Source organism: Gaoshiqia hydrogeniformans (genome assembly GCF_049347105.1).
Classification (GTDB): domain Bacteria; phylum Bacteroidota; class Bacteroidia; order Bacteroidales; family Prolixibacteraceae; genus Gaoshiqia; species Gaoshiqia hydrogeniformans.
In genome coordinates this window covers 5,022,975-5,049,790 of sequence record NZ_CP186334.1, presented here as the reverse complement: position 1 = coordinate 5,049,790, position 26,816 = coordinate 5,022,975, and the positions used below count along the sequence as shown (strand labels likewise).

Genomic DNA, 26,816 nt, shown 5'->3' with positions numbered 1-26,816 from the left:
CCGACTTTCAGCCAAAATTGAATTCAATAAACGTGTCGGTAACGACTAAATTTTGATGTTTTCCAGCTTTTTATTGATGTTTTCCAGTTCCGCTAAAACATCTTTTTTCATCTCCTGGAGTTTGCTGTCGTATTTGGTGAATAACTGCTTGTAATAGGAAATGCCGTCCTGCATATTTTTCCGGAATACCCGGTAGTAGGATGATTGCTTTTCATCCTGGTTTTGCCCGAACTCTGCCAGTTTGTTTTCCAGGTAATCAACGTACATCCTCAGCTCTTTGATGAACAGGTTGGGGCGCTTTACGCCCTTTAGCAAGTTGACTTTGCCGTAGATATGGTGCACCATTTCCTTCAGCGAGACTACCTGATTGAAATAGGCAATGTTAGGTCCGGGACAGATGCTTACCCCCGTGCGCTTGCTATCGGGTGTTATGTGGTTTGCCAGGTAAGTCGAGTTGGTCAACCCTTCGCATAAACATTCCTTCTGGGTGAGGAGGCTGATTTGTTTTTGTTGGTCATGTTCAGGCAAACCGCTTTCTTTTACCTCGCTGATTTTTTTCTTCAGGTATTGGCGCGAAGCGGTACAAATAGGTTGTTCTGTAAATTCAGTGTTGAAAGCCAGGTAACGTTTTGTACACGGAAATCCGGCTTTGTCTTTGTCCAAATAGTGCCGGATTTGCGCTTGTTGGCTGGTTCCGCGAATATTATTGAATTGGATGCCCAGCGGCGAGGCATTGCTCAGGTAAACATCGTCTTCACCGGCATTCCGGAGCAGTTCTAAACTTTCTTTGTCAATATTAACCACTTCAGGAACGAGCATGAACGGGCTTCCCCAGCCAACGCAGTCGAGCTGGTATTCTTCAAGCAGAAAGTCGTGCTCTTCGTTTGTCCCAACACCTCCCTGTGCCGTGATTCTCATGTCGGGAGCTTTTTGTAATACCGCTTTGCCTTTTTTCTCCAGCGCTTTTTGGTACACCGCAAAGGTGCTGTCCAACAACTCCTGCCGTTTTTCCCGGAATTCATCCAGAATAGGGCCAAGCAGGTTTCCTTGGGTAGCAAAAGCATGGCCGCCGCAATTTAAGCCCGATTCAACCCGGTATTCGGAAACCCAGATTCCTTTTTGCCCCAGAAAACGTCCCTGAACCATGGCCGAGCGAAAATCGCTTACTTTAAGGGTGATTTTCTTTTTTAGCAGACCTTCTGCATCGGGATAAAAGTCATCAAAATTTTCGATGTAGCTGTACAGACGCGGGCTCATCCCGGCTGAAAGCACTAGTGACGAAGATAAAGTGCTGTTGGCAAATCCGCGCAGTGCGGCATGAGCATCATTAAATTCTGTCGGCATCGCTACCTTGTCTTTGTAGTTTACCTTGTCCACCTTGGTCATGATGTTCACATCAATACACCCTTTAACCAAGTTGTTACGCAACCAGTTTTTTACATCGGCCAGATTCATATTTTCCAGGGCATGGTTGAACTTTTCGCGGATATTTTTCGCGTTGGGCAACAGGTCGAAGTATTTTTCCAGTTCGCTTCCTTTTTGATGGAAATTGGTAATCAGCTCTTCATACTTATCATGAACAAGCTTATCAACCATGTTCAGGTAAGCTGTAATCCGTTTTGCCCGGAAATCTTCGGCTTTTGTTGATATTTCCTTAAAAGGAAGGTTAAACTTGAGGCTGTAGAACTCGCGCATTTTTTCGATCAGGAAATCATCTACAATCGAGATAACGGATGAAATTCCCAGATGGGCCACTTTAACCGGCGTATCCACAGTATAGCCTAATCCCATGACCGGAATATGAAACGTGTGTGTGTTAAAATTCATTTTTGTTGGTTTAAATAAACAGGAGGAGTTTAAAACAGGGGATTAAGATCCATTCAGTTCAATCAACGCCATTCCTATTCTGCTCTTTGGGCGTAAAGATAAGGGTTTTTGAGGTTTTACCGCCAAAAATCAATCTAAATTGCCTGTTCCTTTCTTATAGTTTGCCAATCAGTGCATTGCCGGTAAATGAAGTGCTTGATCCGGCCAAATCTTCCGGTTTTCCTTCAAAAATGACTTTTCCGCCGTTTTTACCCCCTTCGGGCCCCAGGTCTACCACCCAATCAGCCGATTTGATCACATCCAGATTATGCTCGATGATGATGATACTGTGTCCTCGTGAAACCAGTGCGTTGAAAGAGATCAATAATTTTTTGATGTCGTGGAAATGTAAACCGGTGGTTGGTTCATCAAAAATAAACAGGGTTGGCGAATCTTTCTCTTTTGCGAGGAAAGCGGCCAGTTTTACCCGTTGGCTTTCTCCGCCCGAAAGGGTAGACGAACTTTGGCCAAGTTTCACGTATCCGAGTCCGACATCCTGCAAGGGTTGCAGTTTTTTTGCTATTTTCTTTTCTGTCGAACTTTTTCCGTTTCCAAAAAAATCAACGGCTTCATTCACTGTCATTTCCAGAATATCGTGGATACTTCTTCCCCGGTATTCAATTTCCAGGACTTCATTTTTAAATCGTTTTCCCTGGCAGCTTTCACATAGCAGGTGTACGTCGGCCATAAATTGCATTTCGACATTAATCTCGCCTTCACCCTGGCATTCTTCGCACCGGCCGCCTTCGATGTTAAATGAAAAATGGGCAGGTTTGAATCCCTGATATTTTGCCGCCGGCAGATCGGCATATAACTTCCGTATTTCGTCAAATGCTTTCAGATAAGTTACCGGGTTGGAGCGGGATGATTTTCCAATCGGGTTTTGGTCAACAAACTCAACGGCGGTCAGCCGGTTGATATCACCTTTAATGGCGTCGTGCTGGCCGGTTTTTTCGCTGTAGCCCCCCAGTATTTTGGCTACTCCCGGGTAAAGAATTTTGCTGACAAGAGTCGATTTTCCCGAGCCGCTCACGCCTGTTACCGCAGTAATCGTGTTCAAAGGAAACCTGACGGTAATATTCTTGAGGTTGTTTTCACGGGCGCCGATGATTTCGATAAAATCAGTCCATTTTCGTCGTAACCGGGGCGTTTCGATTTTTCTTGTCCCATTCAGATAATCGGCAGTCAGACTGTTTTTAGCATCTAAAAGTTGCAGGTGATTGCCCTGAAATACCAGCTCTCCTCCGTGAACTCCGGCTTTGGGGCCAATGTCGATAATTTCGTCGGCAGCGCGTATAATTTCTTCATCATGTTCGACCACCAACACCGTATTGCCGATTTTCTGCAGTTTCCGAAGGACATTTATCAGGCGTTCGGTATCTTTTGGATGAAGCCCGATGCTGGGTTCATCCAGAATATAAAGCGAACCTACCAGGCTGGATCCCAGGGATGTGGCCAGGTTGATCCGTTGGGATTCGCCGCCCGAAAGCGTTGATGATAAGCGGTTCAGAGTCAGATATCCCAATCCCACATCACAAAGAAAATCGAGGCGGCTGTTAATTTCAATCAAAATCCGTTTCGAAATTTTTTGTTCATGTGCAGTTAACCGGATATTTCTGAAGAACCCGCGTAATTCGTTTACAGGCATTAATACCAGGTCCTGAATTGGAGTGTTAACTATCCGGACATACCCGGCTTCTTTTTTCAGTCGTGTTCCCCGACAGTCGGGACAGGTTGTTTTGCCCCGGTAACGAGCCAGCATTACCCGGTACTGGATTTTGTAACTCTTTTCTTCGAGCATTTTGAAAAAAGCGTCGATCCCTTTAAAGTAAGCGTTGCCTTTCCAAAGTAACTGTTGCTGTTCAGGGCTGAGCTCGTAGAAGGGTTTGTGGATGGGAAAGCCAAAACGGCCGGCATTTTGGACGAGACGGTCTTTCCAGAGTTTCATGCTTTCTCCTTTCCAGCAGGCTACCGCGTCCTGGTAAACAGATAATGATTTGTTTGGAATCACCAGATCTTCGTCGATGCCGATAACTTTCCCGTAACCTTCGCAGGCAGGACAAGCACCAACCGGATTGTTAAAGCTGAACATGTGCTCTGTAGGCTCGTCAAATGCAATTCCGTCTGCTTCAAACCGGTTTGAAAATTTCTCTTCCGATATCTGTTCTCCCCGGTATACCTTAATCACACATTCGCCACGTCCTTCAAAGAAAGCGGTTTGCACTGAATCGGCCATCCGGCTGATGTTATCTTCTTCCTGGCTGGCCAGCAACCTGTCGATAACCAGGTTGCAGTTGCCCGAACAAAAGTCGTTTGAATTTGCTTTCAACAGTTCGTCGATGCGTTGAATGCCGTTTGGGGTTTCAATGCGCGAAAAGCCTTGTTGCAGTAACAGTTCAGCTTCCTCTAAAACCGATCGGCCATTTTTGGCCTGCAAAGGGGCGCAAATCATTAACCGGGTTTCTTCGGAGAACGAACACATAAAATCAACCACATCGCCTACCTGGTGACGTTTGACTTCCTTTCCTGACACCGGTGAAATCGTTCGTCCGATTCGGGCGTACAACAACTTGAGGTAGTCGTAAATTTCGGTGGAAGTCCCTACCGTTGAACGAGGATTCCGGGTGTTTACTTTTTGCTCGATCGCGATGGCGGGCGGAATTCCTTTTATAAAGTCAACCTCGGGTTTATTAATCCGGCCCAGGAATTGCCGTGCATAAGAAGACAGGCTTTCAACATACCGGCGTTGCCCCTCTGCATAAAGCGTATCGAAGGCCAATGATGATTTACCGGAACCGGAAAGGCCTGTTATAACAAGCAATTTATTTCGCGGAATGACCAGTTCAATGTTCTTTAAATTATGAACACGGGCTCCTTTTATGTGGATATTTTTAGTTGAAATACTGTCTTTTATCATTGATTTATGTAATTTGTGCCAGGAAAATTTGCTTTTTTAACAAAAATATTCCAATTTAGCTCTTGCAAAATTAATGAAATCTTTTACTCATTCTTAAAACTGGTTGCCTATAGACGAATTTTACTTTTTTGTTTAAAATTAAATAGGAAGTAATGTTCAGTATGACTACGACGGACGACAATATGCTCGTCCAAAAATTCATTGGTGGCGATCAGTCTGCTATCGAAAGCTTGATTTATAGGCATAAGAATCGAGTTTACACCTACATCATTTTGATCGTCAAAAATCAGCAATTGGCTGAAGACATCTTTCAGGATACTTTTATCAAAGTAATCCGCTCTCTGAAAACAGGTAAGTACACGGAAAACGGGAAATTCATATCCTGGGTGCTCCGTATTTCCCATAACCTGATTATCGACCATTTCCGGAAAGAAAAGTTGTTGAATACGACATCGAATGAAGATTCGGATTTTGATTTATTCAATTCAGCCAGGTTCTCCGATGATAATATCGAAGATCAATTGGTATGCGATCAGATTCGGACTGACGTGAGGCGTTTAATTGATGAATTGCCTGAAGATCAGCGTCAGGTGATCATTATGCGTCATTATCTGGGAATGAGTTTTAAAGAAATTGCCGATAAGACAGGCGTAAGCATCAATACGGCATTGGGGCGGATGCGTTATGCCTTGATTAACCTTCGGAAAATCATCGAAAAAAATAATCTGCTTCTGACAAGGAATTAACATTTATTAAGGCAATATTTTTCTGTATTAGGCGTTTGATAAATGGGTTGAACAAAAAGAAATCAAATTAGCCTATGGAAGAAAATTTTACCTTAATGAATTTATTCTACACTTGCCAAGACGGATTTTGTGAATTGGGACAGAAACTAAAGCTGGAGGAAATAGGGATGTTAAAAAAAACCGGGAAGAAAAAGTACCAACCCTCAAAGCGGGTACTTCAAAACATTTTGGATTTTGCCAAATCGTTTAACACAGAAGAAACAACATCGATTGGCTATGTTGAAATGAATTTAAACTGATAAAAAGATCAGCATGTATTGTAAAGCATCTTGACAAAGATGCTTTTTTTATTTTATATTTGTGATATCAAAATAATATCAATTTGAATGTAATTTAAAACGACAGTTATGGAAAAAGTTTATTCAGCAAAATCAGGCTATTTAATAGTTTCGCTCGAACTTATTTTGTTGCTGATGATCATGGGCGGTTTTATGCGCGGACTGGTGATCCCGGCAATTTTGTTTATTTTCGGCTTTGTCTTTTTCTCCTTAGGTTTTCTTATTGTTGAACCGAATAAAAGTGCCGTGTTGGTCTTATTCGGCGAATACAAAGGTACGGTTAAAAAAAACGGATTCTTTTGGGTCAACCCTTTTCTTGTTAAAAAGAAAATTTCTCTTCGGGCGCGTAATCTCGATAGCGAACCAATCAAAGTCAACGACAAAATAGGGAATCCCGTCATGATTGGAGTGGTATTGGTCTGGCGGGTGAACAATACATTTAAAGCTGCATTTGATGTAAATGAATATGAACATTTCGTCAACATCCAGACCGAAGCTGCTATCCGCAAGCTGGCTGGCCTTTATCCGTACGACAATTTTGAAGACGAACAGGCCGAGATTACCTTGAGAAGTGGAGGCGAGGAAGTGAATGATGAGTTGGAACGCGAGGTGGCAGAGCGGCTGGCAATTGCCGGCATCGAGGTCATTGAGGCTCGTATTAATTATTTGGCCTATGCACAGGAAATAGCCCAGGCTATGCTTAAACGCCAACAGGCAACAGCAATTGTTGCTGCCCGGTTTAAAATTGTTGAAGGAGCTGTTAGCATGGTTCAAATGGCCTTGGATGAGTTGAGTAAAAAACAGATTGTCGATCTTGACGAAGATAAAAAGGCAACCATGGTGAGCAACCTGATGGTGGTGCTGTGCGGCGATAAAGATGTAACTCCGGTGGTGAATACGGGAAGTATATATTAACCCGACACAAATTTCCAACTTTATGGTACGGATCGGGAATCATATGTTACGGTGAGGAATAAAGATGGCAGGAAAAAAATCATTTGTATTGCGGTTAGACCCCAAAGACTATGAGGCGCTTGAGCGTTGGGCCGGCGACGAGTTTCGCAGCATTAACGGTCAGTTGGAATGGATTATCCATAAAGCATTAAAAGAGGCCGGCCGAAAACCCGGATCGAAATCCAAAGACGATAAACCAAATACATAAAAATTTTGAATGATGAAACAATCTTATCAATGTCCCAAATGCGGGTCGCGTAAAGCAGAACTTGATCAAATAAGGACTACCGGTTCTGGTTTTACCAGGTATTTTAATATCCAGAACCGACGTTTTACCGCCGTTTCCTGTACAAAATGCGGGTACACGGAATTGTATAAATCCAGTCCGTCGGGTAAAATGAGTGATGTGTTGGATTTTCTGACGAATTAATTTTAAACATACGTCAGCTAAAGAATGATTTTTATTTTATAAAAAACACCTTGTATTGTAAAACATCTTTCATCTCCGTTTGTTCTAATATCTTAGTAGTCAGTTTTGTTAATATTTTCATTTGGAGTGTAAACAGGGTACATGGTTTGAAAAACCAAAAATATCTGTTTATTTGTATAAACATTGATATACAGTTATGGAACAATGTATGTTTTTACACGAGTGGAGGTGAAAGATGTTTGATGAATCACAATTAAAAGACTGCACCAACTGTGCAAGATCATGCTGTCTGAAGTGTTTTCCGGAGGAGGAGACCACCATATTTAAAACGTTAACCAAAGATGAGCTTGACTATTTAATGTCGTGCAAGCGGAATATTATCTTTAAGCCTGGTGAAACAATTATTAAGCAGAATACGAATACGACCCATTTTGTGTGTATCCGGGAGGGGATGGCCAAAGTTGTTGCGGAAGGTCCTAAAGGTAAAAATGTTATATTACGCCTTATTTCAACTCACAGTCTGGTAACGGCAGGCGGGGTCGTGAGTGATGACATCAGGCATTTCACACTGACTGCCATCACGCATGTCGACTGTTGTTTGATTGATTCAACCCGCTTGCATAAATTATTGGAAAGCAACAGCCGGTTTGCTTATGAATTGTTAAAATACAACAACAGGCAGAATATCCAGATGCTTGAAAGTTTGGTCAGCTTAACACAGAAATACATGCCGGGAAGAGTTGCCGACACCCTTTTGTACTTAAAAAATACCATCTATCAGCGTAATCCATTTAACTGTAACCTGAATAAGCAGGAACTGGCCGAAATGTCGGGAATGACCAAGGAGAGTTTTATTCGAAGTATAAAAGAACTCGAAGTTTCGGGAATTGTTCGTCAGGACAAACGAGAGATTGAGATTCTAAAAGAAGATGATTTGATGATGTTGAGCCGGCATGGTTGATTGATAAATATCAATTTTTACCAGATCAAATATCACCTCAACAGTCCGGGATTAATCACGGTCCAATATCTATTTTTAGGGTAAAATTTAACATTTGAATTTTTATTCTGAATTTAATATTTGTACTAAATCTCAATCCTATGAAAATCAGAGAAATACTCCGCTTATTAGCAATCGTCACATTGGTGTTGTTTGTTATTCCATCCTGTGTAAAAGAAGGTCCTCCAGGACTGGACGGAATTGATGGAGCTGACGGACAAGACGGGCAGGACGGGCAAGATGGGACCGCAAGTTGCGTCACCTGCCATAATCTGACCAAAAATAACGCAATAACTGCTGCATGGTCTGCATCACACCACGGTATTGGTGCCAATATCAGCCGAAGTACGACTGCCAGTTGCGCACCCTGTCACTCACACGAAGGGTTTGTAAATTTTGTGAATAACCCAAGCGCTTCGCCGGTGGCGATTACAAACCCCTCGGCTATTGGTTGCGCCACCTGCCACACCAAACACACCAGTTTTGATTTTGAAAATGACGGGCAGGATTATGCGTTGCGAACACATGCCCCGGTGAAGATGGTTATGTATAACGATCCGACAAAAGTGCTGGATTTTCAGTCGTCTTCAAACCTGTGCGTTAATTGCCATCAGTCGCGACCGGTAAGCCCGGCTCTTGCTCCGGATGCAAACGGAAACTACGCGATTGCCAATTACCGCTTTGGACCGCACCATGGGCCACAAGGGAACTTACTTGAAGGAGTTGGTGGTTATGAACTGGCAGGCTCTGTTTCATATCCGGGAACAAAATCGGCTGCCCACCGCAAAAATACCGATGCCTGTGTTACCTGTCATATGCACGAAGGCAGCCATACGTTCAATGCCAGCCTGGCCTCATGTACGCAATGTCACGGGACCTTAAATAACTTCAATTATAATGGCCTTCAGACAGAAGTTCAACAATTGATGGAACAACTGGCCGGTTTATTGGTTACCAAAGGTGCATTGACGGCTGAACATGTGATTGTTGCAGGTACTTACCCCATTGAAGTGGCCGGAGCCGTTTATAACTGGAAGACCATTGAAGAAGACCGTAGTAAAGGAGTTCATAATCCGGGTTATATCCTGGCATTGCTGAAGAATTCAATACAGGCGCTTCAATAAAAAGAAGATTTTAAAAAGAAGCTTCTGTTACGGAAGTTTCTTTGAAATTGTTAAAGACGCTTAAATGCACAACAACATGAAAAAATTTAAAATATTCTTTTTTGCTGCTGTAATTGGATTATTCATAAGTGCCTGTGAGTATAACTTTCTGGTAGAAGAAGAACTTCCGCCAATCAACGGTGGTGGAAACGGGGAGGAGACGGTTTATTTTTCGACTGATATCCAACCAATCTTCACCGCGAATTGTGCGGGTTGCCACAATACGGGAGGACGGGCGCCTGATCTTTCGTCGGGGAAAGCATATCAAAGTATTGGTAACGCAAAGTACATCAATGTAACGTCTCCGGAGCAGAGTTTAATTTATACATACCCAGGTCCAGCTACAAGTACTCACACCCAGAAAAAATATACGGCAGCTCAGGCTCAGTTAATTCTCGTATGGATACAGGAAGGGGCCAAAAACAATTAGTGAACATCTAAAGAACTTAAGAACATGAAAAAAATAGCAAGAATTGTCGTATTAAGTCTGTTGATATGCACTAACTTGTGGGCACAGGAAGATGCTCCGGAGCAGAAAGAGAAAGACAAACCGGTGCGATTTGCCTGGGAGAGCGGCTTGCTGATCGATAACCAGACCTCGTTGATACCAACGGTAAAGACCCTTGAGTTTGTTATTCAGCATAAGTTTGGCAGTATCTCCAACGGGCATTCCGATTTATGGGGGATTTATGCTCCTGCAGCAAATATCCGGCTGGGTTTAAATTATGTGATTGCCAATAAGCTGCAGGTTGGTTGGGGAATTTCGAAGGCCAATATGTACAATGATTTTAATGCCAAGTGGACCATTCTGGAGCAAACCCGGCGAAACGTGATCCCGGTGTTTGTAACTTTATACGGAAATATGGGTATTGACGGGAACAATAAGTCGATGTATGAGCCAGGCTATGATTTTCCCGAACGATTTTCTTATTTTGCCCAGTTGATCGTCGGGCGTAAAGTTTCTGAACGGATTACTGTTCAGGGAGCTGTGAGTTTTTCTCATGCCAACTCGGTGCCCGAACAGTTTGATCATGACCGGATTGGTTTGCATGTTAACGGACGGATCAAAGTGACTCCACAGGGAGCAATTATTTTTACCTACGACGCTCCGTTGAAAATACAGAAAATTTCAGAACAACGTCCGGAGTGGGGCAACCATCCGGAACCAAGTCTGTCGTTCGGTTATGAGATCTCGACCAGCACCCATGCTTTTCAGATTTACGCGGGAAACTCGAGGGGAATGCTGCCGCAGGACATCATGATGAATAATTATAACAAGATAAATAAAGATAACTTTGCTTTTGGGTTCACAATCACCAGGTTGTGGAGCTTTTAGGTTGGTAATTTAAAACTGAGGATTATGAAAAAGTACACAAATTTATTTGCATTATTAATGGTTGTTTTTACAGCCGGTCTGTTACTTTCGTTTGTGACTGTTCAGGACAAAAAAGATGGTGGCCCGTGGAATGTTCCTGAAAAATATCAGAAAATGAAAAATCCGGCCGCCAATGATGAAGCATCATTGAAAGTTGGAAAGCTTCTTTATACGAAGCACTGCAGATCGTGTCACGGTGGCGAAGGTTTGGGCGACGGCCCGAAAGCTGCCAGTATGAAAACGGCTATTTTATCATTTAAGGACGCTAAATTTCAGGCCCAAAGCGACGGTGTTATTTACTACCAGTCAATCGTAGGGCGGGATGAAATGCCGAATTACGAGAGTAAGATCCCGGATGAAGAAGATCGTTGGGCCATCGTTAATTTCATCCGTTCTTTAAAATAATTTTTGTTGCCGGGAGTAGATCTTGGACTCCCGGCTCTTTTAATCTCCAGTGTAATGCGATTCTCAGTTAAAGTTATTTTTGCACTTGTTTTTCTTTCTGTGATTAATCCGGTATTTGCTGATGATCAGGTGATGCAGGAGGAAAACCGGCATTGTTTGAAATGCCATGCCAATCAAACATACTCCTATTATAACGATTGGATTGAAGCGGAGCAGAAGCGGATAATGAACCCGTTTTACATCATTGATTCAACCAGGTTTGTAAACGGGGTTCACGGTAGTTTTAAATGCTTTGATTGTCATTCTTCCGAATACGAAACTTATCCGCACAGCGGCGAGTTGAAACTGGAACCGTTGATGAACTGCATCGATTGCCATGGGGGCGATGATACGTATGCCGATTACCAGTTTGATAAGATCGAAGAAGAGTTCCAGAAAAGCGTTCATTACGAAATGGTCGGTGAAAGCTTTAGTTGTTCCAAATGTCACAATCAGCACTACTATACTCCAACTGCCCGAAATAGTAGTCGTGTGAGTGAAATTGTCAGTTATAACAACAGTTTCTGCCTTTCCTGCCACGATAACCCGGTAAAGTACCAGACGGTTTCCTCTCACTCCAATCCGTCGTTGGCACAGGTGCATGATTGGTTACCCAACCAGGACCTCCATTTTAAACAAGTCAGGTGTATCGAATGCCATACCGTGGTGGTTGATTCATTTATGGTATCGCATAATATTATGCCGAAGCTGAACGCGTTGAAATCATGTCACGAATGCCATTCATCCAACTCATTATTGAAAGCATCGTTATATAAATATCAAAATATACAGGCCAGGGCGGGAGAAGGGAAGTTTAAAGCTTTCATGATTAACGAAGCCTATATTATCGGAGCCAACCAAAGCCCTTTTATGAGGACGATCAGCTTCATTATCTTTGGCTGTACAGTATTGGCCATTGGCGCTCACTGGGTTTTTAGAATCATCAAAAGAAAATAAGCATGAGCTCGGAAGATAAATTATACTTATACCCACTTTGGTTAAGAATTTGGCATGGAATTAATGCATTGGGAATTATTCTTTTAATCATAACAGGCGTCCGTATGCAATACGCCGATTTGAAATTTCTGGGCTTTCAATTTCAGGATGCCGTTACGATGCATAATTATGCCGGTGTTTTGGTGTCGCTTAATTATCTGGTCTTTTTATTTGGCAATTTGCTTACCGAAAACAAGAAATTTTACAAGATAAAACTCAAAGGTTTGCCTAAGCGAATGAAAATGCAGATTAACTATTATTTATCCGGTATCTTTAAGGATGAGGCCGCTCCTTTCCCGATTTCAGAAAAGAGAAAGTTTAACCCCTTGCAAAAGTACGCATACGTGGTGGTCATGTTTCTTTTTGTGCCTGTTTTGATTGTTACCGGCCTGGCCCTTCTTTTTCCCGAATCAATTATTGAAAATGTCTATTCATTTAGCGGGATTTTCCTGACTGCCTTGCTGCACATCAGCATGGGCTACCTGATTTCCATTTTTTTACTGGTGCATTTGTATGTAGCATCGATCGGAAAAAATCCGTTGGATAATTTTAAAAGCATCATAAACGGATATCACAATACGGTTCATTAAAAGGGACGAAAGACTGTTGGCTTGAATGAGCAAGTTGACTGGCGGTGTAGAGCGCTGATCTGAGGGAGAATTCCGATGTATAAGGATAAAATTATTAACCTGTAAAAGCAAATTTTGGTTATGAAACTACCTCCGGCTGTAAAAAACCTGATCTCTGTGGTGGGCGCCTCCATTGCATCAATTAGTTTAGGGATCATCGTGGTTCTTTTTGTCATTTCATCCATTTTTGATGCAGGAAGCTCATACCTGGGTATTTTTATCTATATCATCATGCCAATTGTGCTGGTGCTGGGGCTTATCCTAATCCCGGTGGGTATTTTGCGTGAAAAACGGCGGTTACGAATTCATCAGGCCGAAGCCGATTTTAAAAAATGGCCGGTAATCGATTTCAACAGCCAATCCGTACGAAATGCAACGGTAATTTTCATTGCAGGGACCATTGTTTTTTTAATTCTTTCATCCATCGGGAGTTTTGAAGCGTTTCACCTCACCGAGTCCAATGAATTTTGCGGCAAGTTGTGTCATCAGGTCATGACTCCGGAATACACAGCCTACCAGGAGTCTCCGCACGAACGCGTCGCTTGCGTCGAATGTCATGTCGGCTCGGGCGCAGGTTGGTACGTGAAAAGTAAAATGTCGGGCTTGTATCAAATTTATTCGGTCATGTTTAATAAGTATCCGCAGCCTATTCCCACGCCGATTGCCAGCCTGCGTCCTGCGCGCGAAACTTGTGAGGAATGCCACTGGACGGAAAAATTTTATGATCGAAAGCTAAAGACTAAAAAATCGTATCTCGCCGACGAAACAACAACCGAATGGGATATTCACCTGTTGATGAAAACCAGCGCCACCTATAGCGCTCAAGGGTTACAGGAAGGAATTCACTGGCACATTAACCCGGATGTAAAAATCGAGTATATCGCAACGGATCAGGAGCGAAACATGATTCCCTGGGTGAGATATACGAACCTGAAAACAGGAGAAACCCATATTTACACGGACGAAGATAACCTCATTGAGCCGGACAAGCTGGATGCGTACGAACTCAGGGTGATGGACTGTATTGATTGTCATAACCGGCCGTCGCATAATTATTTATCGCCGCCAAATTTTGTGGATGAGTTCATTACGTCGGGCAAAATTTCGCGCGAGATACCGGATATTAAGGTGGTCGCGATGGAAGCGCTCCATGCCGATTATCCCACAACCGACAGCGCGATGAGCGGAATCAAAGCCACAGTGATGGAATATTATGATATCATGTATCCTGAACTTTTGACTGAGAAACCGCATTTGCTGGATGAAGCGATTGCTTCCATGCAGTCGGGGTACCGGAAAAATATTTTCCCCGAAATGAAAGTGAAATGGACTGCTTATCCGAATCATCTGGGGCACCTGGAAACCAATGGATGTTACCGCTGCCACAATGATAAACACCAGTCGGCCGGAGGCAGGTTTATTTCCAGAGATTGTAATTTATGTCACGATATTTTGGCTCAGGGCGCTGTTGATGCCATTGAATATTCCAGTGCCAATCAACCACTTGAGTTTAAACATCCGGTGGATATCAAGGACGAGTGGAAGGCGAGTTTTTGCGCGGAATGTCACTCTGGTTTATATTAAAACGATCTGGAGGCATTTAATTTCGGGATGTTTATTTAAATTTGAATCACTTCAGCCAGAGCGGTTTTGGTTGAAGTGATTTTTTAATGAAGAAAATGATGCCGGAACATCAGTCTTAGCCCGTCAAGGAAAAAGATGAGTTTATGTTGATAAACGGGCAGAATAAGGGGCTACTGTGAGGCAAGTAAAAAAGCGTGTTATGAAGAAGATTTTTGCACCTCTGTTTTCCATGTTAACCTCGGTGGTATTACTGCTTGTTTTTGCCATCGCCATTGCCTATGCCACTTTTATTGAAAATGATTACGGGACGGAAACAGCCCGTATCCTCATATACAATGCAAACTGGTTTAACCTGTTGCTGGCATTTGGAGCGGTAAACCTGATTGGGGGACTGTTTTATCACAGGGCCTTTAAATTGAAGCGCTGGAGTATGGTATTATTCCATTTGGCTTTTGTGCTGATGGTTATTGGCGCCGGTATAACCCGTTTTTATAGTTACGAGGGCATGATGCACATCAGGGAAGGCGAGACAAGTAACTTATTGGTAAGCGATCAAACGTTTATTCAACTTGAAGTGGCTGCCGGGGGAGAAACAGATCAGGAAAATTGGGCCGTCAGATATTCTCCCTACACACACAATTATTTTAACAAGCATGTTTCTCTTTTAGGAAAAGAAATAGAACTGAATAACCTGTTTTTTGTTCCGAACGGGGTTCAGTCTGTGGTCGCCGATGAATTGGGAAGCCCGGTGATGTCGTTCATTGTGTTGGACAAGTCTGTGCGAAAAGACATCGTGCTGGAGCTTCATGAAGTACATCAATTTGATGAATTTAAAGTCAGTTTTGAAGGTGCAAAAGATTCGGAAACAATCTGGTTGGGCAGAACGGGCGAAAGATTGACTCTCACACCTCCGGATACGATGTTTATTGTTACCCTGGAGGGGCTGGAAGGCGATACCTTGTTCCCAGGAACCGAATATACCTTGTCGAATAAAAATATGTATAAACTGGGCGACAACCTTTTCGTGCTGCAAACCTATTTTCATAAGGGACGAAAAAGCCTGGCGACGGTCCAGTCGTCAAACAGGGCTTCATTTCCCGATGCACTGCAATTGACGGTGACGGTTGACGAACAGCAGAAGGATGTTGTTTGTTACGGAAATAAAGGCTTGGTAAGTGATCCTGTAGCATTTCGTCTGGGAGAACTGGACCTGAAATTGAGTTATGGTTCAAAAGCCATTGAATTGCCTTTCTCTTTGCGGCTGAACGAATTTCAGTTGGAACGATATCCCGGGTCCATGAGCCCCTCGTCGTTTGCCAGCGAAGTGACGCTGATTGATCCTGAAGCCCGGCTGGAATTACCATACCGGATCTATATGAATAATATTCTTGATTACGGCGGTTACCGCTTTTTTCAATCGTCATACGACCAGGACGAAAAAGGTACAATACTTTCGGTAAGCCACGATCGCGTCGGAACAGCAACCACCTACACCGGTTATTTGTTGATGACCATTGGCCTGCTGTTTACCTTCTTCAACAAACGAAGCCGTTTCCGTTTTTTGCTCCGGGCATCGTCACGTTTGAAGCAATTAAAAAACAAATCGGTGATAGGTCTTTTATTGTCGGTGCTCTTGTTTTTACCGCTTTTTTCGGAAGCGAATAACTGGAAGGACCAAAAGATTGACGGGAAACATATTCGCGCATTTGATGAATTGCTGGTGCAGGACCGACAAGGCCGGATTGAACCGGTTAATACCTTGTCATCAAAGCTTTTACGGAAACTAATCCGAAAGAACAACTTGCGTGGGATGTCTGCCTCGGAGGTTTTTCTTGGGATGAACGCTTTCCCCGAATCCTGGAAAAATGAAAAATTAATCAGGATCTCGAATACCGAGTTAGCGCGGCAAATGGGTATATCGGGCAACCTGGCCTCATTTAATCAATTGGTTGATCTGAATCAGGGATCATATCGCTTACGTTCCTTGGTCGACGAGGCCTATCATAAAAAGCCAATTGAGCGAAATAAATTTGATAAGGAAGTGATTGCTGTGGACGAACGGGTGAATATTTGTTACCAGATATTCAACGGTGACTTCCTCCGGATATTTCCTGATTCAACGGACTCGAACCGAACCTGGTATACCGAAAAAACATATTTTTCCAACCGGTCAGCGATGGGCTCAGCAGTAGATAGACTGTTGCTAACCAATTATTTGCAGACACTGCAGCAGGCTGTCGGAACAAACGATTATCAGGCAGCAAATTATTCCTTGCAGGTTTTGAAAGATTTTCAGCATGCACATGGCGCAGATCTGATACTTTCAAAAACCAAAGTAAAATTGGAGATTTTGTATAACCGGTACGATATTTTTGGGTTTTTCTCCAAACTATGTGGTCTGCTTGGGAGCATTCTTCTGGTAATGCACCTGATTGAAATCTTCAACTCAAGGGCCAGCTTGCGTAAATTCCTACTTCCCGGGACCATTCTGCTTTTTGCCGTTTTTCTGATTTACACCGCAGGCCTGGCCGTACGCTGGTACATATCGGGCCATGCCCCCTGGAGCAATGCTTACGAGACTTTATTGTTTATCGGGTGGGCGACCTTGCTGTCAGGCTTCGTATTTCTCAGGAAATCGCAAATTACGCTGGCCGTAACCAGTATCTTAACTTCGCTGATTCTTATGGTCGCCGGTATGAGCTGGATGAACCCTGAAATTACCAATCTGGTTCCGGTGTTAAAGTCATATTGGCTGATTGTGCATGTGGCGGTGATTACCGCCAGTTACGGTTTCCTGGGCATAGGCGCTTTATTGGGATTGCTGAACATGGTCATCATGATGTTGCGGACACCCAAAAATCTGAGAAATACGTCTATTACCATAAGTGAGGTGTCAATTATTATTGAATTGGCCTTATTGGTTGGCCTGACATTGCTTATTGTTGGTTGTTTTATTGGCGCAGTTTGGGCCAACGAATCCTGGGGACGCTATTGGGGATGGGATCCGAAGGAAACCTGGACTCTGGTAACCATCCTGGTTTATTCGACTATTCTTCATCTCCGGAAAGTACCTGGATTATATAACTATTTCATATTAAGCGCACTGGCGTTGATTGGTTTTAGCTCGGTTTTAATGACTTTCTTCGGGGTCAATTATTATTTGTCGGGTATGCACTCGTATGCCCAGGGAGATGCTCCTCCGGTTCCTTCATCGGTTTATATCGCGGTTATTGTTGTGATGGCGATCGTGGTTCTGGCGGCAATTTCGGAACGAAAACACGGTAGCGCCGAAAAAACAGTAAGACTCGAAACGGAGGAGTAATCGTTATTCCCTTACGAATTTGATTTTCTGGTTGGTTTGAATCGATCGGAATAAATTGTTTATTCCGTAAGACTCTGATTTATTGTCAAATATCTCGGAGGTAATGTTGGCGGGCGACGGAAATAAGCAGTTTGAATTAAGTACTTACGCCGATTTCATCGATTGAATAAAATTAACCGCGAAGCTTAGTCTGCATTATTAAATCATAAAGTTTGAGCCAAAAAAATGACATATTGCAGCTATTCGGTTTGAATTCTTTATATTTACTATGGAAAAATTTTGGTTAACTTGTTTGCATCTATAAGGTGTGGATGCGTAACTATCTTATTATTAATTTGTTATGTGAGTAGTCTGTAATTTTTTTATAGAAAAAAAGTAAGTTGGGAGGTTTCGCATTTTGTTTTTAGTTGATCAAATATGCAAGGATATATGTTAAATAATAGTAAAAAAAGATGTTATTTAGTTATTAAATTTTATTATTCAATAGAACTTTTTTAATTTTAAACAAATTATCATATATTTGACGCCGTAAAGGAGATTGAAATTGCGACCATTTGTAGTAAAGAAAGATGAAACAATTTTTTAACGCAATAATTTGAATTATTAATTAATAACAGATCTATGAAAAAAAGATTATTACTGGTGGTGCTAATTAGCTTTGCAACTATCTGGGGTTTTGCTCAGGAAAATGCTGGCGAAGCAAGCTTTAACAAGTGGTCGATCGATGCCGGTATTGGTTTAACCAAGCCGTATCGCAATTTTGACGCAGGTTATTATGCAGCGACACCTGATTTTTTGGCAACAGAAATTGGATTACGCTACATGATTAACGAATTTTTTGGTCTGAAATTCGGTTTTGGTTACAACCAATTTACTGAAGGTAAAAATAGCCTTGATTTCCAAACGAGTGAATACCGTCTGGATTTGCAGGGTGTAATGAATGTTGGTCGCGTTTTGCAGTTCGAGAACTGGACCAAAACATTTAACTTGCTGGCGCACGGAGGTTTCGGTGTTGGAAAGATGGACTATGATCTGGCTTCCGATGTCGATGACTATGTGGGTAATGTGATTGGCGGTCTGACTGCTCAGGTGAAACTATCACCCCGCGTTGCCCTGAACCTCGACGGAAGCGCTTTTGTAAACATCCGTCAACAGCCGTCTTTCAATGGTAACGGACCTGGTAATGGTAAAAATCTGGGAACTGTTTTTAACGGAACGGTGGGGCTTTCAATCTACCTGGGTAAAAACAAAACCCACGCCGACTGGTACCTTCGTGGCGATGAGAAATACAACGCGCTTAATTCTCGGGTATCGGCATTGGATTCACGGGTGAAAGCCGTTGAAGACGAATCGGCCAAAGCCAGGGATCTGGCCAAAACACAAGGCGATGTTGAAGAGCTGAGCAAGCGTGTAGCCGCATTGAGCGATAAAGAACCAGGTGGGGGTAACTACGACGAATTTGTGAAGAAACTGGTTAACGACGGTTACGCGAATATTTATTTCGACTTCAACAGCAGTGTGGTAAAAGGCGCCAATGCCTCAACATTAGGCTTTATCCGCACCTATCTGCAAAAGAACCCGGGCGCGAAACTGGATGTTCTGGGTTATGCCGACGAGATTGGGCCGGAAGATTACAACCAGAAGCTTTCGCAACGGCGCGCCGATGCAGCGGTAAAAGTATTGGTTGAATCCGGAATCGACGGTTCAAGACTGAACGCCGTAGGTAAAGGCGAAGATACCAGCGTGAACAAAAACTCTTCAGAAGCCCGTCAGCTGGCCCGCAGAGTTAGTTTTGTGGTAAAATAAGTGTTCCCGCAAAAAAGATAACATTTCTCTGAAAGAGGAAAATTAGTTAGGATTACCCTGGTTTGATCAAGTCAAATCAGGGTAATTTTTTATTTTCCGGATACTGTTTCCCTCAATCGAATCGAACTTCATTTTTCATCTCAGCGGATTGAAATTTTATACCTTTGTGGTTTCTAAACAAATAGGATGGAATTACTTTTTTTGGACCTCAACCTCTTGCAATGGTCGTTGATGGCTTTGTGTGGCTTGTTGATCGGGATGTCGAAAGTTGGCGTACCGGGGGTTTCGCTGATTGTTGTGCCCACGCTGGCATTCATTTTTGGCGGAAAACAATCGACCGGAGTTTTGTTGCCTATATTGATGATGGCTGATGTATTTGCCGTAGCGTATTACCGGCGTCATGCCCAATGGACCTACCTGGTGAAAATTCTTCCCTGGGCTTTTCTGGGGCTCGGGCTTGGGCTCTGGGTTGGCGAAATAGTCAACGACGAACAATTTAAAGACACCATGGCCATCCTGGTGTTCGTTTGCATTGGACTCATGTTGTGGAAAGATCGCAAAAAGGACAAACAGTTTTTTCCCGATAAATGGTGGTTTGCCGCGTCTATGGGCGTACTGGGTGGTTTTGCCACCATGATCGGCAACGTGGCCGGGCCGATTTTTGCTATTTATTTGCTGGCCATGCACCTGCCGAAGAATAACTTTATAGGGACCACGGCCTGGTTCTTCATGATTGTCAATTTTGTCAAATTTCCTCTTCAGCTTTTTGTCTGGAAAAATATCAGCTGGCATTCCCTGTCGCTCGACCTCGTAACCCTGCCGGCGATTGCCCTGGGAGCGTTCTTCGGAATCCGCCTGGTGAAAATCCTGCCCGAACATACGTACCGGGCGGCGGTCATCATCATTACGGCCGTTTCGGCCTTTTTACTGCTGCTTTAATTTGCTATTTTTGTGCTGATGATCGAACAGACAACGATAGACCGGATTTTGGATGCCGCGGAGATTACCGATGTGGTAGGTGAATTTGTAACGCTGAAAAAACGCGGAGTCAATATGCTCGGGCATTGCCCGTTTCATGACGAGAAAACACCCTCGTTTACCGTATCGCCGGCGAAGGGCATTTTCAAGTGTTTTGGTTGCGGAAAGGGAGGCAATTCGGTTCATTTTATCATGGAACACGAATCATTGTCGTATCCCGAAGCCTTGAAATGGCTGGCCAAAAAATATCACATCGAGGTGAACGACGAAGAGGAAACGCCCGAGCAAAAGCAGCAAAAGGATGAGCGCGAGAGCATGATGATCGTGTCGGCTTACGCGCAAAAATATTTTTCGCGCTTTTTGTGGGAAGAAAATGAAGGTCGCGATATTGGCCTGAGTTACCTGCGTGAGCGGGGTATTCGCGACGAGATCATCAAGAAATTTGAATTGGGCTATTGTCCGGACGGGAAAGACGGCTTTACCCGGTCTGCACAAAAAGAAGGCTATAAAATGGACTTTCTTGAAAAAACGGGACTGACCATTAAACGCGATGATTGGGTGCGCGACCGTTTTGCCGGGAGGGTGATGTTTCCGGTTCATAATATTGCCGGTCGGGTGATTGCTTTCGGAGGGAGAACGCTGAAAAACGACAAAACCGTAGCCAAGTACCTGAACTCGCCCGAGTCGGAGATTTATCACAAAAGTCGTGTGCTTTACGGCATCTTTCAGGCCAAACGCGACATTACCCGCCTCGATAAATGCTATCTGGTAGAAGGTTACACCGATGTACTTTCGCTGCACCAGGCGGGTATCGAAAATGTGGTGGCCTCGTCGGGCACAGCGCTCACGCCCGATCAAATCAGGCTCGTCAAACGTTTCTCGCCCAACATCACCATTATCTACGACGGCGACGCGGCCGGGATAAAAGCTTCGTTGCGCGGGATCGACCTGGTACTCGAAGAAGGGATCAACGTAAAAGTACTGCTTTTGCCTGATGGTGAGGATCCCGACTCATTTGCACGTTCCATGAGCTCAGGTCAATTGCAGGCGTATATTGCCGAACACGAAACCGACTTTATCCGCTTTAAAACACAATTACTGATGAAAGGCGCCGAGAACGACCCGGTGAGCAAAGCGCGCCTGATTAATGATATTGTCCGCTCCATTTCAATGGTCCCCGATACAATTACCCGCACGGTTTACATTCAGGAATGCAGCCGTTTGATGGATGTTCAGGAGGAAGTTTTGTTTCATGAAGTCCGCAAGATCAAGTTTAAGGACAGTGAGGAATTTCAGAAAAAAAATTTCAGGGAACAATCCCGTCCTGCGTCAGTCCAACCGGTTAAAGTGGAGACGAAGAAAAATACCTGCGAAGTGGAGGAGCGGGAAATCATTCGCATTCTGCTGAAATATTTTCACCGGGAAGTATTTGAAGAAGAAGGTGAAAATCCGAATGAACCCGTCATTATTTCGGTGGGACAGTTCGTGCTGGAAGAACTGGAGAACGACAATCTTCGTTCGGATAACGAACTGATCAACCGGATACTGGATTTATTTGCCGCCAACCTGGAAAACGATTCCTTTAACCCGGAACAGTTTTTTATTCAGCATGGCGATCCGCAGGTAAGCAAACTGGCCAGCGATCTTTTAGCCGAGAAATATATCGAAAGCAAACGCTGGAAAAAAGGCGGCGCTTTTGTAGAAGCAGAAGATGAAATCCTGGATATCCTGGTCCCGAAAATTGTTCAGGAATACAAACTTCGAAAAGTGAAACACATGCTGGATGAGCTGCAACAGCAGATTGCGCACACGCAGGACATGGAACAGATTATGGAAGTTCAGAATCAATATATCAATCTGAAGAAAGTAGAAAAACACCTGTCTGCCCAATTAGGCAACCGGACTATCAGCTAAAAGAATAAGTATGAGAACCTTATTGATCGAAGACCGAAATGAAATCAACCAGATTATCCGGGCCTGTAAAACCTGTTATGTGGGTATGAGCGACGAAGGCCGTCCCTATGTTTTACCGATGAATTTTGCACTTGATGGCGATACGGTGATCCTGCACTCAGCGCAACACGGGCGTATGTGGGAAACCTTGAAGAAAAATCCCAGGGTATGTATCAACTGGACACTGGGTGAAGAATTGGCTTGGCAGGATGTGCGTGTGGGGTGCAGCTATCGGGTAAAATCGAAATCGGTGATCGTGGAGGGAACGGTTGAATTTGTTGATGATTTTGATGAAAAATACCGGCTTTTGCAGGCAACGATGTCCCAATACAGCGAGCGGGAGTTTAACTTTAACCGGCCGGCCGTGCTGAACGTTGGTCTGATCAAGGTAAAAATCGAAAGCATCAGTGCGAAAGAGTTTGGTGCAAAGGCGATTGCTCCCCGGAAGCAATGACCTTCCTTTGATAGTGATAAACCGGAAAAGCTGAAAGACTATCCGAATTCAGGGAAAAATCGGAATTAGTTCGTTATTTTTGTTTGAGAGATTGTTAAAGACGACTGCAGCAAAGTCCGGTTCATTTGCTTGAATAAGTTGAACGCTTGATTGCTGTCGGGATTTTGAGATGGTTAAATGAAACAATTCCTCTTTTGACGAAGGGGGCAGGGGAGGCGACTTATGATTTTTATTACCGGAGGAACGGGTTTGGTTGGTTCTCATGTGTTGTACAATCTGTTAAGATCGGGGAAACAAGTGCGCGCATTGAAACGCGGCAGCAGTAATTTACGGCTGGTCGGTAAAGTTTTTTCCTATTATTCAGACGATGCTGATCGCCTGTTCGATCAGATTGAATGGGTAGAAGGTGATCTACTCGACTACCACAGCATGGAAGAACTACTCACCGGGGTTAACGAAGTGTATCATTGCGCGGCTATGGTTTCGTTTCATCCGAACGACCACGACAGCATGCTCAACAATAATGTGAAAGGAACAGCCAACCTGATCGATGCCGCTCTCTTTAACCGGGTAAGAAAGTTTTGCCATGTCAGCTCCATCGCGGCTTTAGGCAAAACACAGGACGGCTCGGAAATCAATGAAGAAACCTACTGGACGCCTTCCAAACAAAAATCGGCATACAGTCTAAGTAAGTTTTTCTCCGAAATGGAGGTCTGGCGCGGGATCGAAGAAGGACTGGAGGCGGTTATTGTCAATCCTTCCATCATTTTGGGGCCGGGAAACTGGGATATGGGCAGCCCGAAAATGTTTCAGGCTATTTCGAAGGGGCTGAAATATTACACCAAAGGAGAAACCGGTTTTGTGGATGTGCGCGATGTGGCGTCGGCCATGATTTTGCTGATGGATGACCTTTGTTTCAGCCAGACAAAAAATCAACGGTTTATCCTGAATGCAGGGAATATGAGCTACCAGGAATTTTTCAACAAGATTGCCGATGTACTGCAAAAACCCCGACCGAAAACCTTTGCTTCCGATATGATCCTGCAGTTTGCCTGGAGAGCTGCCCGTTTAGCCAGTTTCTTCTCCGGGAAACGGCCGGTGATTACCCGCGATACCGTATCCGGATCTAACCGGATTAACCGCTTTAACGGGAATAAGATATGCCGGACCGTTCCCTTTAACTACCGTGAACCGGATAAAACCATTGAAGAAATCGGAAAGTTGTTTTTGAAAGATATCAGCTAAATTATTCAACATAAAAGAAGTCATCAGGAATTTTGCATTCACGGATGCTGATACTTGAAAATCCGACTTCCAGTTCGTTTCCCATATAATCTTCGAAATAAAGCAAGCGGAATTCGTGGTATCCTTCGTCCAGTGCAACTTTGCCTTCGGCTCGTCTGGCCCCGTGCGATCCGTCGTTATTGACGATTTCTTTTCCGTCGATGAATAATTTTGACCCGTCGTCGGAATAAGTGTAAAAGCGGTAAACTGCTTTTTTCGGGATCTTTAACCATGCCTGGTATTCGAAAGCAAATGAGTCGCGGGCAGCTGCAGGTTCGAGCGAAATATTTTTCAAGGTTCCGCTTTTCAAAACGTTGGCAGTCATCAATTCGTCGGTCGACGTGAATTTACCTTCGTAATAGTTGTAGTTCACACCCGGTTTCAGGTTTTTAAGCTGAACTGCCGGTAAGTATTCCACTTGGGTGGAATCGGTTGCAAGTCCGGAAGGATAGTTGTATTTAAATTGAATGCCTGAACGTGTCCGGATCCAGGTATCAAAACTGAATTCGCCCTCGCGTAGCTCGATGATGCGCGATCCGCGTTCGAGATCACCGTACGCATCGGCCCCGCTTACCTGGCCAAAAGCCAGCGCAATATCGTGTTCAATTCCGATGTAGTTGTTATCGTGGTCGTGACCAACAAAAATGCCCATCACATCTTTCTTTTCAACCAGCGATGCAAATATTCCCGAATTGATTGCCGCCGAAGCAATGCCTTCATTTTTTTCACCTACCGTGGTTTCCTTCCCGACAACCTTCTCATATTCCGGCAGCGGAATGTGGAAAAACATCAGGGCCGGGAGCGAAATCCCTTTATTTTGCGCGGTATATTGTTCGCTGGTTGAACGATACCAGCCAACCTGGTCATATTTGATCCAGTCGTAATGGCCAACCTTTTTTTCTTTTGGATAATCATTCGAATCTATGCAATACAAAACCGCGGCAACCGATTTTCCGTCAGATGATTTTACCGGTAGATCATAGTTTCCGCAGCCCGGTAGTTCCGGGCCTTTGCTTCCTGCAAAATAGGGTAACGGACCGAGCAATTCAAAAATCTGATCGCGGGTGATTTCCGGTTCGGCGTCGTGGTTCCCAAGTGTTACGGCAAAGGGGACTTTGGCATCGATAAATATTTTGGTAACAGCCAGCCAGCCTTCGCGGGCAGGAGGCGCCGTAACAATGTCGCCGGTAAGAACAGCCAGGTCGGGTTTTTCTGTCTTCAAAACATGTTCGATGGTTTCGAAGGTTTTTGTACAGGCAGGCGAGTGATTGTCCCAGTGGATATCTGTGAATTGGGCAATTTTAAAGGTGCGGTCTTTTCTGAATTGGAACTGAATTTTGTTTTGCGCCGACAGCGGATTACACATACAAACAAACAGCATCAGGCCCAATAGGCATCGGAGCGTCGTTATTTTTGTAAGCATAGCTTATTCTTTAAGGTTCAGAAGGTTAACAATTTTACGAAAGATTTCTGTATTTTCATAAATGCCGGTAAAGCTGTCAGCTCCCGGGCCGTAAGCATAAACGGGCACCAAAATCCCCGAATGGTCATCAGTTGAAAATGTTCCTGTAACCGAACCTGTTTCCAGATCGCCGCCAAGGATGGATAGTCCGCCGGTTTCGTGATCGGCCAGTACAATAACCAGCGTGTTTTTATCTTTTTCAGCCCACTTCATGACCTGCCCGACAGTACGGTCGAAATCCAAAACTTCTTCAATCAACCGGGGAAGATCGTTCCAATGGCCGCAATCGTCAATGCGCGAACCTTCAAACATGGCGAAGAAGCCCTTTTTATCCCGGTTCAGGATATCGATGGCATGGAGACAGGCTTGGCTAAACAGGTCGCCGCGTTCGCGGGCAAGCGGTAATTGTCCTTCTTCGGGTACCGAAAATACTTTTCCTTGTTTGATTTGTCTGGTCTCGTCCCAGCTTGTACAAACCTGATAAGCTTGCTGTTGCATTTCGGCCATCAGATCGCGTTTGTCTCTTCGGTTGTTAAACTGGTCGCGTCCGCCACCAAAGATATAATCAACACGACAATTCAGGTAATCAGCGGCAATGGCCTCTTCCAGGTCGCGATCGCTGTTATTGGCGCAGAACGCCGCTGGAGTGGCATCAGACAGGTTACAGGTAACGACAATTCCGGTTTTCAGGCCGGCCGCATGGGCCAAATCAGTTAATGAATTGAGCGGATTCCCCAGCGAATCAACCGCCAGGTGATGATAATTGGTTTTACGCCCGGTGGCCATCGCGCTGCCGGCAGCGCCCGAATCGGTGATTAATCGATTGGCGCACCAGGTACGCGAAAAACCAGTGTAAGTAAAGTTATCAATGTTTAACTGTCCCCGGTTGGCTATCCAAGCAGCTGAGACTTGAGACAAGCCCATGCCGTCGCCAATCATCAGGATGACATTTTTAACTTTTTTACCTTTAAGAGGCTTTACCTTCACCACTTCACCGGCTTGTTCATAAACGAAGCTGCCGGTTTTTGCCTGTCCCTTTGTTTCATACTGCCCGAAAGCGAGATGAAAACTCAATACGAAAGTCAGCATTAAATACATAAGATGTTTCATCGTAT

Annotated in this window: 23 protein-coding genes; 19 read left to right on the top strand and 4 right to left on the bottom strand. The window is 44.0% G+C overall.

What is annotated here, in order from left to right; translation table 11 throughout:
• Positions 1-45: 45 nt before the first annotated feature.
• Together ACOIT5_RS20055 and uvrA are read right to left on the bottom strand one after the other, a co-directional pair.
• Positions 46-1,827, bottom strand: coding sequence for a hypothetical protein (locus tag ACOIT5_RS20055; RefSeq protein ID WP_423127945.1), 1,782 nt, complete (start codon positions 1,825-1,827; stop codon positions 46-48).
• 154 nt (positions 1,828-1,981) lie between these two features.
• Positions 1,982-4,783, bottom strand: coding sequence for an excinuclease ABC subunit UvrA (gene uvrA / locus ACOIT5_RS20050; protein WP_423127944.1), 2,802 nt, complete (start codon positions 4,781-4,783; stop codon positions 1,982-1,984).
• Between the two features lie 152 nt (positions 4,784-4,935).
• Here uvrA and ACOIT5_RS20045 point away from each other — a divergent pair, with 152 nt between their 5' ends.
• The 19 genes from ACOIT5_RS20045 to ACOIT5_RS19955 all read left to right on the top strand — a co-directional run bounded on the left by ACOIT5_RS20045 (position 4,936) and on the right by ACOIT5_RS19955 (position 24,200).
• A complete protein-coding gene (locus ACOIT5_RS20045) occupies positions 4,936-5,529 on the top strand; it encodes an RNA polymerase sigma factor (protein ID WP_423127943.1) in 594 nt (197 codons plus the stop codon).
• Between the two features lie 74 nt (positions 5,530-5,603).
• Positions 5,604-5,828, top strand: coding sequence for a hypothetical protein (locus ACOIT5_RS20040; protein ID WP_423127942.1), 225 nt, complete (start codon positions 5,604-5,606; stop codon positions 5,826-5,828).
• Between the two features lie 108 nt (positions 5,829-5,936).
• A complete protein-coding gene (locus ACOIT5_RS20035; RefSeq protein WP_423127941.1) occupies positions 5,937-6,782 on the top strand; it encodes an SPFH domain-containing protein in 846 nt (281 codons plus the stop codon).
• Between the two features lie 64 nt (positions 6,783-6,846).
• Entirely contained in the window at positions 6,847-7,029 is a 183-nt protein-coding gene (locus tag ACOIT5_RS20030) for an Arc family DNA binding domain-containing protein (protein WP_423127940.1), read from the top strand.
• 9 nt (positions 7,030-7,038) lie between these two features.
• Positions 7,039-7,251, top strand: coding sequence for a zinc ribbon domain-containing protein (locus ACOIT5_RS20025; protein ID WP_423127939.1), 213 nt, complete (start codon positions 7,039-7,041; stop codon positions 7,249-7,251).
• Positions 7,252-7,486: 235 nt separating this feature from the next.
• Positions 7,487-8,212, top strand: a complete 726-nt coding sequence (locus ACOIT5_RS20020) for a Crp/Fnr family transcriptional regulator (RefSeq protein WP_423127938.1) — start codon at positions 7,487-7,489, stop codon at positions 8,210-8,212.
• Positions 8,213-8,352: 140 nt separating this feature from the next.
• A complete protein-coding gene (locus tag ACOIT5_RS20015; protein ID WP_423127937.1) occupies positions 8,353-9,375 on the top strand; it encodes a hypothetical protein in 1,023 nt (340 codons plus the stop codon).
• Between the two features lie 76 nt (positions 9,376-9,451).
• Complete coding sequence (locus ACOIT5_RS20010) at positions 9,452-9,844, top strand: hypothetical protein (RefSeq protein ID WP_423127936.1); 393 nt, start codon at positions 9,452-9,454, stop codon at positions 9,842-9,844.
• Positions 9,845-9,868: 24 nt separating this feature from the next.
• The gene (locus tag ACOIT5_RS20005; protein ID WP_423127935.1) at positions 9,869-10,750 is read left to right on the top strand and encodes a DUF5777 family beta-barrel protein; all 882 of its coding nucleotides are present in this window, start codon (positions 9,869-9,871) and stop codon (positions 10,748-10,750) included.
• Positions 10,751-10,774: 24 nt separating this feature from the next.
• Positions 10,775-11,194, top strand: coding sequence for a c-type cytochrome (locus tag ACOIT5_RS20000; RefSeq protein ID WP_423127934.1), 420 nt, complete (start codon positions 10,775-10,777; stop codon positions 11,192-11,194).
• Positions 11,195-11,248: 54 nt separating this feature from the next.
• Complete coding sequence (locus ACOIT5_RS19995) at positions 11,249-12,190, top strand: cytochrome c3 family protein (RefSeq protein WP_423127933.1); 942 nt, start codon at positions 11,249-11,251, stop codon at positions 12,188-12,190.
• A gap of 2 nt (positions 12,191-12,192) precedes the next feature.
• Entirely contained in the window at positions 12,193-12,819 is a 627-nt protein-coding gene (locus tag ACOIT5_RS19990) for a cytochrome b/b6 domain-containing protein (RefSeq protein WP_423127932.1), read from the top strand.
• A gap of 120 nt (positions 12,820-12,939) precedes the next feature.
• Positions 12,940-14,442: a NapC/NirT family cytochrome c gene (locus ACOIT5_RS19985; protein WP_423127931.1), complete on the top strand. Its 1,503-nt coding sequence runs from the start codon at positions 12,940-12,942 to the stop codon at positions 14,440-14,442.
• A gap of 199 nt (positions 14,443-14,641) precedes the next feature.
• On the top strand, positions 14,642-17,764 hold the full coding sequence (ccsA, locus tag ACOIT5_RS19980) for a cytochrome c biogenesis protein CcsA (RefSeq protein WP_423127930.1): 3,123 nt from the start codon (positions 14,642-14,644) through the stop codon (positions 17,762-17,764).
• A 621-nt stretch (positions 17,765-18,385) separates the two neighbouring features.
• Positions 18,386-19,570: an OmpA family protein gene (locus ACOIT5_RS19975; protein ID WP_423127929.1), complete on the top strand. Its 1,185-nt coding sequence runs from the start codon at positions 18,386-18,388 to the stop codon at positions 19,568-19,570.
• A 186-nt stretch (positions 19,571-19,756) separates the two neighbouring features.
• A complete protein-coding gene (locus ACOIT5_RS19970) occupies positions 19,757-20,509 on the top strand; it encodes a sulfite exporter TauE/SafE family protein (RefSeq protein ID WP_423127928.1) in 753 nt (250 codons plus the stop codon).
• Between the two features lie 18 nt (positions 20,510-20,527).
• Entirely contained in the window at positions 20,528-22,462 is a 1,935-nt protein-coding gene (gene dnaG, locus ACOIT5_RS19965) for a DNA primase (RefSeq protein WP_423127927.1), read from the top strand.
• Positions 22,463-22,472: 10 nt separating this feature from the next.
• Positions 22,473-22,955 carry a pyridoxamine 5'-phosphate oxidase family protein gene (locus ACOIT5_RS19960; protein WP_423127926.1) on the top strand — a complete coding sequence of 161 codons (483 nt, stop codon included), beginning with the start codon at positions 22,473-22,475 and terminating at the stop codon, positions 22,953-22,955.
• A gap of 222 nt (positions 22,956-23,177) precedes the next feature.
• Positions 23,178-24,200, top strand: a complete 1,023-nt coding sequence (locus tag ACOIT5_RS19955; RefSeq protein WP_423127925.1) for an NAD-dependent epimerase/dehydratase family protein — start codon at positions 23,178-23,180, stop codon at positions 24,198-24,200.
• A 1-nt stretch (position 24,201) separates the two neighbouring features.
• Here ACOIT5_RS19955 and ACOIT5_RS19950 read toward each other — a convergent pair whose 3' ends face one another.
• Together ACOIT5_RS19950 and ACOIT5_RS19945 are read right to left on the bottom strand one after the other, a co-directional pair.
• Complete coding sequence (locus ACOIT5_RS19950) at positions 24,202-25,662, bottom strand: PA14 domain-containing protein (RefSeq protein ID WP_423127924.1); 1,461 nt, start codon at positions 25,660-25,662, stop codon at positions 24,202-24,204.
• Positions 25,663-25,665: 3 nt separating this feature from the next.
• Complete coding sequence (locus ACOIT5_RS19945; protein ID WP_423127923.1) at positions 25,666-26,811, bottom strand: alkaline phosphatase; 1,146 nt, start codon at positions 26,809-26,811, stop codon at positions 25,666-25,668.
• Between the last annotated feature and the right edge of the window lie 5 nt (positions 26,812-26,816).